Genomic DNA, 6796 nt, shown 5'->3' on the forward strand with positions numbered 1-6796 from the left:
GCAAGCGCACACAAGTAGTGATGCGGAACGTGCGATTTGCATACTTTTGCGGCTTGATCACCCAGAAGTGTGCTCATTACTCATTTATAATCAGCCTCGTCTCCAGTCCGAGGACCTTATGAACGAAAAAACCGCTGCCGCCACGCTGTCGGGCGAACTCGCCGAGCGCATACGCCAGGAGCTGCTCGATGGCGTGCTTGCGGCTGGATCGCGCATCAATGAGGTGTCGCTGAGCCGGGAACTGGCGGTATCGCGCACACCGCTGCGAGCAGCGCTGCAGATGCTGGCAGGCGAAGGCCTGCTGACCTACACGCCGAATCGCGGCTTCACGGTGCGAGCCTTTCCGTTATCGGAAATCGTCGACGCGTATGAAATGCGCGCCCTCGCGGAAGGGCTCGCCGCGCGGCTCGCGGCCGAGCGCGGACTATCGGCGCAAGCATGCGTGCAGCTGGAAAACGCGCTTACGCATGGCGACGAGATTCTCGCGAGCGACGCGGAACTGAACGAGCAGCGCGCGAACTACGCTGAGGTCAACGAGATTTTCCATTCCGTGATTCATCAGGCGGCGAGCTCGCGGCTCGTCTCCGATGTATTGCGTGTGTGCCAGCAGATTCCCCAGGCGTCCGCGCACAATATTCTCGCGTTCGAGATTGACGATATTCGCGAACGGCATCGGTTTCATCACCGCATTTACGATGCGATTCTCGCGCGAGAACCACGCGAGGCGGAAACGCTGATGCGGCAGCACGTGGTGAGCGTGAAGACATCGCTGATTCGCGCGACGAGCCGGCAATTGAATACCGCGCAAAATGAAAATGCAAACGCGGGCAAAAGAAAAGCGGCGACCAAATAGATGACGTGACGGGCACGCTCGGCGTCTCATCAGGCGTCCGGCCATCGTGTCTATTTTCAGAAGGCGGGGCGGGGCGGGGCGCATCGCATCGAGCGCGAATTGCCCCGCCCATCTGTACCCGCAGCTTCGTGCTCCCCGCCGGTGCCAGTTCAGGGCGCCGATCGAAACCGTCGGTGCGACGCGAAATCAACGGGCCGTTCCCGTGACATCGGAGTTCACCGCATGCCGCGCAAGATCGCGATGTCTAGCGCACGGTGAAGACGGAAATACCGCCGTTCGGAAACGCGCCGCTCCCCGCCTGGAACGGCACATAGACCTGACCCGATGGACCGTCGACCGCCACTGAGTGCGCGCCGGTTCCGACCGCGATCTGCGCGACGATCGAACGGCTCGTGCCGTCGACCACAGCCATCTGCGGCGTGAAGCCGGAGGCCGCCGCGATGCCGTTCGCGGTCCAGTGTCGTGCGGGCAGGAAGTAGCGATTCGACGTCGGGTCGTAGGTAATCTGATCGACGCCGCCGAACGGCAGCTTCGCGAGGACCGTGCCATGGGTGCGATCGAGGATCAGCGTGATCAACGGACTACCCGCGGCCGGATCGCAGCCGACCATCACGTCCTCGTTTGGACCCAGCGCGATGCCGGCCGGCGCGCAGGCGCCGAGCGGAAAAGCCTGGCTGACAGCCGGGTGCCCGCTTAGCACCGAACTTGCCGGAATCACGTCGAGTTCGCCGTCGGGATTGGCCGTAGTGCCGTCATTGTTGATCAGGAAGCTCTGCGTGCCCGCATCGTACGCGCAGGCCTCGAGCCCCGACGATCCCGGAAACGTGAGCTGCGTGACGACCGTCTGCGTGTCCGTATTAATGAAGCTGATAAACGGCGGGGAATCTCCCGGATTGGCCATCAGCACCAGATGATCGACCGGATCGAAGCAGCCTTCGTCCACGCGGTTCCCGGACGTGGTGAGCGGAATGGTTTTGGTCAGCGTTTGCGCGGTCGTGTCGAGAATCTTCACCGCATTCACGTCACCGACGTACAACGTGCTCGTGCCCGGCAATCCGACGAGGCCGTCCGGCCCCGAGTTCTCGGTGGAGGCGCCGATGCCGGTGAAATTACCCGGAATCTGCGCGACCAACTGGTTGCTGCTCGTGTCCACCACATCGACCGCCTTGTTGTTGCGATCGGCAAGAAAGTAACGGCCGTGATCCGCAAAGCTGATGTCGAAGCTGAAAGCGGGACTGGCTGCATTGGGCACCGCAATATTGGTAATGAGGTGCGGGCCGCTCGCACTGGTCGTGGGCGTCGCATCGCCGCTGCCGTGAGACGAGCCGCCGCATGCCGCCATCAGACATGTCGCGATTGAGCAAGCGGCAATCAGCAGGACCTGCCGGGAGTTCCGTCTTTTCATCCTTGTCTCCAAAGTCTTTTTCCAACCGTTGATCAAAACGGCGGTAAATGGCGTTTCACGAGCGCGCATTGGCGCGCAATGCGCATTCCGGTATTACCGCATTTGCAATCGATGCATGTATTTATCTCATCAACAGTCCTCATTGTTCGAGAATCATAAAATGGCCGCATGAATCGTCGTTTCATCGGGGTGCGCGTGTACCGTCGCATGACAATGGCGACTGACTGCATGCGCGGTGAACTACGGGCTGTGTTGCGCGGCAAACGTTTATTGCCGTCTGAACAATGCGGGACGTCCGCTTAAGAAGCACTTAAGGGTTTTTCGGACAGTAAGTTATGCGAACACGTGTTGAAAGGACCGTAGCGCAACGAATGCAAGATTGTGTGAGTCAAGCCCGCCAACGAATCATTTTTTTCGAATTTCGACCGTATCCATTCAAACGACACTCGATGTCACTAAAGTCGCTATCAAATTGCCTGGTGTGCGACAGGTATCCTTACCAATGCACAAAATAAACAAGCGTGACCGGAACGGGCGACCGAATTTATGAATGAAAGCCCCTTGCCTTTGAGTTGCCACACAGCCTTTGCATGATCTCGACAGGATGTGTCGCACGTTCGTCACGCTTGCGCCAGGTACCCAGCACAACCCACGCGTTTTGTCTGATCAATACGTTGCCCCCACCCGGCTACGCAACGCCCTCGTCGGTTCGCCGTTAACCCATCAAGCGCAGATGACCTCGGCGACCCCGTTCGTCGATCACGCACTTCTGCTTCTCGAAGACTGAACATGCAACGCCCCATCTGTTATCCCACGTTACGCTGCCCCGTCTGCACGGCAGCCCCGCTGCGAGCCCTCGAGAATTTTTTTCGCTCTTGCCGCAATGCACCCGCGCAATAGCGTCGCGCCACGCGAAGCGTTCGGTCACGCGCAACGACCCTTTCGTACCCGATCGCTTAAGTTCGTAAGTTACCCATCACGGTCCAGCCATGCGTCATCCATAGGATTGCACCCGATTCAGCAAAGCACGGTCAATCTAAAACTAGGATGCCTTAGCATGCGACACGTCAATTTAAGGTTACGCATCAATCCGCTTACGCGCTGGCTTCTCGCGTCGCTCTGCGCAACAGGTGCGCAGATTTCCTTTGCGCAGTCGTCGGGCGATCTCGGCTCGGTGCAAAGCAGCGCATCGTCATCGTCGTCAGTCGCTGACAGCGCCACGCCGTCCAATGCGCAGTCCGCGCCGGCACAGGCGCCGACGCAAGGCTCGCTGAGCGCGACCGAGCCGAAGTCGATCATCAACGAGAACTACATCAGGAACAGCACCGCGCCGACCTCGAACTACAGCGACATTCTGCAGATCGCGCCGAGCGTATCGAGCATCAATCCGAACGGCGCGGGCCTGATGGAAACCCAGAGCCTGTCGATTCGCGGCTTTCAGGACGGCCAGTACAACGTGACGTTCGACGGTATCCCGTTCGGCGACTCGAACGACTTCACACACCATTCGACGTCGTTCTTCAACTCGCAGAACATCGGCGGCATCGCGGTCGACCGCGGCCCCGGCGACGCATCGCAGATCGGCTTTGCGACCTTCGGCGGCACCATCGCGATTTCGTCGATCGAGCCGACGGCAACGCCGGCGTTCTCGGTGCTCGGCTCGTACGGCAGTTGGGATACGTGGCTCACCGGCGGACAGTTCAACACCGGCGACATGCAGCAATACGGCGATGTACGCGCGGTGGTCGGCTACGACCACGTGAGCAGCGACGGCTATCTCGAGAACTCCGGACAGCGGCGCGACAACATTTACTTCAAGCTCGAAAAGCCGATCGGCGACGACACGCTGCTGACGTTCTTCGCGGACTACGACCGGATTCATCAGAATGTGTCGCTCGGCGCAACCGCCGCGCAGATTCATCAGTTCGGCCCGGACTTCGCGCTAAGCGGCAATCCGGCGAGCCAGTCCTTCTTTGGCTACAACTTCGACCGGATCAACACCGACTTCGAATACATAGGCCTGAAGACGAAGCTCGGCGGCTGGAGTCTGGAGAACACGCTGTACACGTACGGGTATTACCACGACGGCTTCAACGGCCTCGATCCGAACGGCGAGACGCCGAACGGGACGGCCCTCGGCCCGAACAATGTGCCGGGCCAGCAGATCGCGAACAACTACCGCGCGTTCGGCGACATCATCAAGGCCGAGCATCGGTTCGGCCCCGGCAATCTGCAGTTCGGCGCGTGGCTCACGCATCAGTCCAACTTTCGCGACAACCTGAACGTCGACGACACGCTGAATTTCGCGCTGCTGCAAACCAACTTCTCGTTGAACGACACGTTCCTTACGTTCCAGCCGTGGGTTCAGTACGAGTGGCAGTTGCCGCATGGGCTGACCATCACGCCTGGCGTCAAGTACGTATCGTTCAATCGCAGCATCGATACGCAACAGAACCAGGGCACGGGCCTGCCGGCCGACTTCAGTCATACGTGGACCAAGGTGCTGCCGTCGCTGACGGTGCACGAGCAGATCAATCCGAACTGGAGTGCGTACGTGCAGTACGCGCAAGGCTTTCTCGCGCCGAACCTGAATGTGTTCTTCGTGCCGAACCAGTCGGTGTCGGGCCAGCCGGACCCGGAGCAGACGGACAACTACCAGATCGGCACGACGTACAAGACCAATCGCTTCACGGTGTCCGCGGATGTCTACTACATCAACTTCCGCAACGCGGTGACGAGCACGACGGTCGGCGGCAACACGATCTTCTCGAACGCGGGCGGCGCGTACTACAAGGGCGTCGAGACCGAAGGCACGTTCTACGCCGGCTACGGCTTCAGCCTGTACGGCAACCTGACGTTCAATTCCGCCAAGCAGAAGGGCACCGGCGACTGGCTGCCGAACGCGCCGCAGTCGACTGCCGCGCTCGGTGTGATCTACGACAAGGGTCCGCTGCACGGTTCGGTGATCACCAAGTTCGTCGGCCATCAGTTCGGCACGACCGGCAACCAGCAGCCGATCGGCGGCTTCACGGTGACGAATCTCGCCACCGCCTACACGATCAAGTCGCCAACGCGCTGGATGCACAACACGCGTCTGGGCTTCGAGATCGACAACGTGTTCAACCGCACCAGCATCGACGCGTTGGCCGGCTTTACGGTCGCCAACAACACGCCGCTGTACTGGACCATTCCCGGGCGGGCGTTTATCGCCACGCTTTCCACCGATTTCTGATTCCGACAGGAGCTCAAGCTGATGTCTGCCGACACCCTGATGCATCTCGCGCGCGATTCCGCCGGCGTGTTGTACGTGATTGCGGCGATGCTGTTCGTCGCGTTGACGATCATCGTCGAGCGCGTGCTGTTCCTGCGGCGCGTCGCCGCCGGCGGCCGCGCCGCGCTCGATCAGCTCGACCGGCTCGATCATCTCGACCACACTGCCCTCGCCGCGCTGGCGGCGCGTCATCGCGGCTTGCCGGTCGAGCGGGTGCTGGCGGCCGCCGCGCGCCTGTGCGGCCCGGTGCGCAACCGCGAGACGCTCGATGCGTCGCTCGAAGAAGTGATCATGCGCGAAGCGCCGCGTATCGATCGCTTTCTCTGGGTGCTGGACACGATTGTCACGCTTGCGCCGCTGCTCGGTCTGTTCGGCACGATCATCGGCATGTTCAACGCGTTCCAGGTCCTGTCGGATCCCGGCAATGCGCCGACCCAGGTGACCGGCGGCGTCGCGGAGGCACTCGTCGCGACGGCCTCGGGCCTGTTCGTCGCGATGATCGGCCTGCTGTTCTTCAACGGCTTGCACAACCGCGTGCGGCTCGCCGTGCATCAGCTCGAAACGCTGAAGGCCTCGCTCGTCAACCGGATCGCCGGTGTGCCGCACGACGTGCCGGCGCAGGCACGCGAAGCGCAGACCGCGTTCGCGGCGCAAGGAGCGTGACGATGAAGTATTTCGAAGCGCGCAAGGCGCGCATCGAGATCATTCCGATGATCGACATCATGTTTTTCCTGCTGGTGTTCTTCATCATGATCACGCTGCACATGATTCCGAATGCGGGGCTCAGCACGCGTTTGCCGTCGAGCGCCAGCGCGCAGCCGCTGCCGCCGGCAAAACTCACCGTCACGCTCGCCGACGACGGCACGGTCTCCGTCGACGGCCGCGTACTGACGCCCGCGCAACTGACCGCGATGCTCGCGACGCAGCCCGATCCGTCGCACACCGTCGTCACGATCGCCGGCGCCGCGCGCGCGACGCTGCAGCACCTGGTCACCGTGATGGACGCGTGCCGCGCGGCGGGTGTGTCGCAGGTCGCGCTGGCCGCGCAACCGGCGGCCAAGTGAGATGGCGACCGTTCCTGTGCTCCCCGTCTCTTCGGAACAGCGGCGCCTGTATGCCGCGGCGGCAATCGCGCTATTCGCGGAACTGGCGGTATTCGGCGGCGCGTGGGTATTGCTGGGCGACAAGCCGGCGCCGCCGCCCGTGCGGCCCAAGCCGCCGGTGACGATCACGCTCGCGCCCGCCTTGCCGCCCGCGCCTGCGCCTG

The 6796-nt window shown here is 61.7% G+C and carries 5 protein-coding genes and 1 pseudogene; 5 read left to right on the plus strand and 1 reads right to left on the minus strand.

Annotated features, from left to right (window positions below; translation table 11 throughout):
* Positions 1-118: 118 nt before the first annotated feature.
* On the plus strand, positions 119-853 hold the full coding sequence (locus HV675_RS21965; protein ID WP_175113199.1) for a GntR family transcriptional regulator: 735 nt from the start codon (positions 119-121) through the stop codon (positions 851-853).
* A 244-nt stretch (positions 854-1097) separates the two neighbouring features.
* On the opposite strand, the gene HV675_RS21970 is transcribed toward HV675_RS21965, so the two are convergent.
* Positions 1098-2258, minus strand: a complete 1161-nt coding sequence (locus tag HV675_RS21970) for a YncE family protein (protein WP_175113200.1) — start codon at positions 2256-2258, stop codon at positions 1098-1100.
* Positions 2259-3315: 1057 nt separating this feature from the next.
* Here HV675_RS21970 and HV675_RS21975 point away from each other — a divergent pair.
* From HV675_RS21975 to HV675_RS21990, 4 genes and pseudogenes are all read left to right on the plus strand, one after another.
* Positions 3316-5490 carry a TonB-dependent receptor gene (locus HV675_RS21975; protein ID WP_175113201.1) on the plus strand — a complete coding sequence of 725 codons (2175 nt, stop codon included), beginning with the start codon at positions 3316-3318 and terminating at the stop codon, positions 5488-5490.
* Positions 5491-5511: 21 nt separating this feature from the next.
* The gene (locus tag HV675_RS21980) at positions 5512-6192 is read left to right on the plus strand and encodes a MotA/TolQ/ExbB proton channel family protein (RefSeq protein ID WP_175113202.1); all 681 of its coding nucleotides are present in this window, start codon (positions 5512-5514) and stop codon (positions 6190-6192) included.
* Positions 6193-6194: 2 nt separating this feature from the next.
* Complete coding sequence (locus HV675_RS21985; RefSeq protein WP_175113203.1) at positions 6195-6593, plus strand: ExbD/TolR family protein; 399 nt, start codon at positions 6195-6197, stop codon at positions 6591-6593.
* A gap of 1 nt (position 6594) precedes the next feature.
* Positions 6595-6796, plus strand: a pseudogene (locus HV675_RS21990) (hypothetical protein); the annotation flags it as partial.

This window comes from Paraburkholderia solisilvae, from assembly GCF_902859875.1.
Classification (GTDB): Bacteria; Pseudomonadota; Gammaproteobacteria; order Burkholderiales; family Burkholderiaceae; genus Paraburkholderia; species Paraburkholderia solisilvae.

Excerpts from the sequence above, each read along its gene's own strand:
- HV675_RS21970 (WP_175113200.1), bottom strand. The coding sequence starts at position 2,258 with ATGAAAAGACGGAACTCCCGGCAGGTCCTGCTGATTGCCGCTTGCTCA.
- HV675_RS21965 (WP_175113199.1), top strand. The coding sequence starts at position 119 with ATGAACGAAAAAACCGCTGCCGCCACGCTGTCGGGCGAACTCGCCGAG.
- HV675_RS21985 (WP_175113203.1), top strand. The coding sequence starts at position 6,195 with ATGAAGTATTTCGAAGCGCGCAAGGCGCGCATCGAGATCATTCCGATG.
- HV675_RS21975 (WP_175113201.1), top strand. The coding sequence starts at position 3,316 with ATGCGACACGTCAATTTAAGGTTACGCATCAATCCGCTTACGCGCTGG.
- HV675_RS21980 (WP_175113202.1), top strand. The coding sequence starts at position 5,512 with ATGTCTGCCGACACCCTGATGCATCTCGCGCGCGATTCCGCCGGCGTG.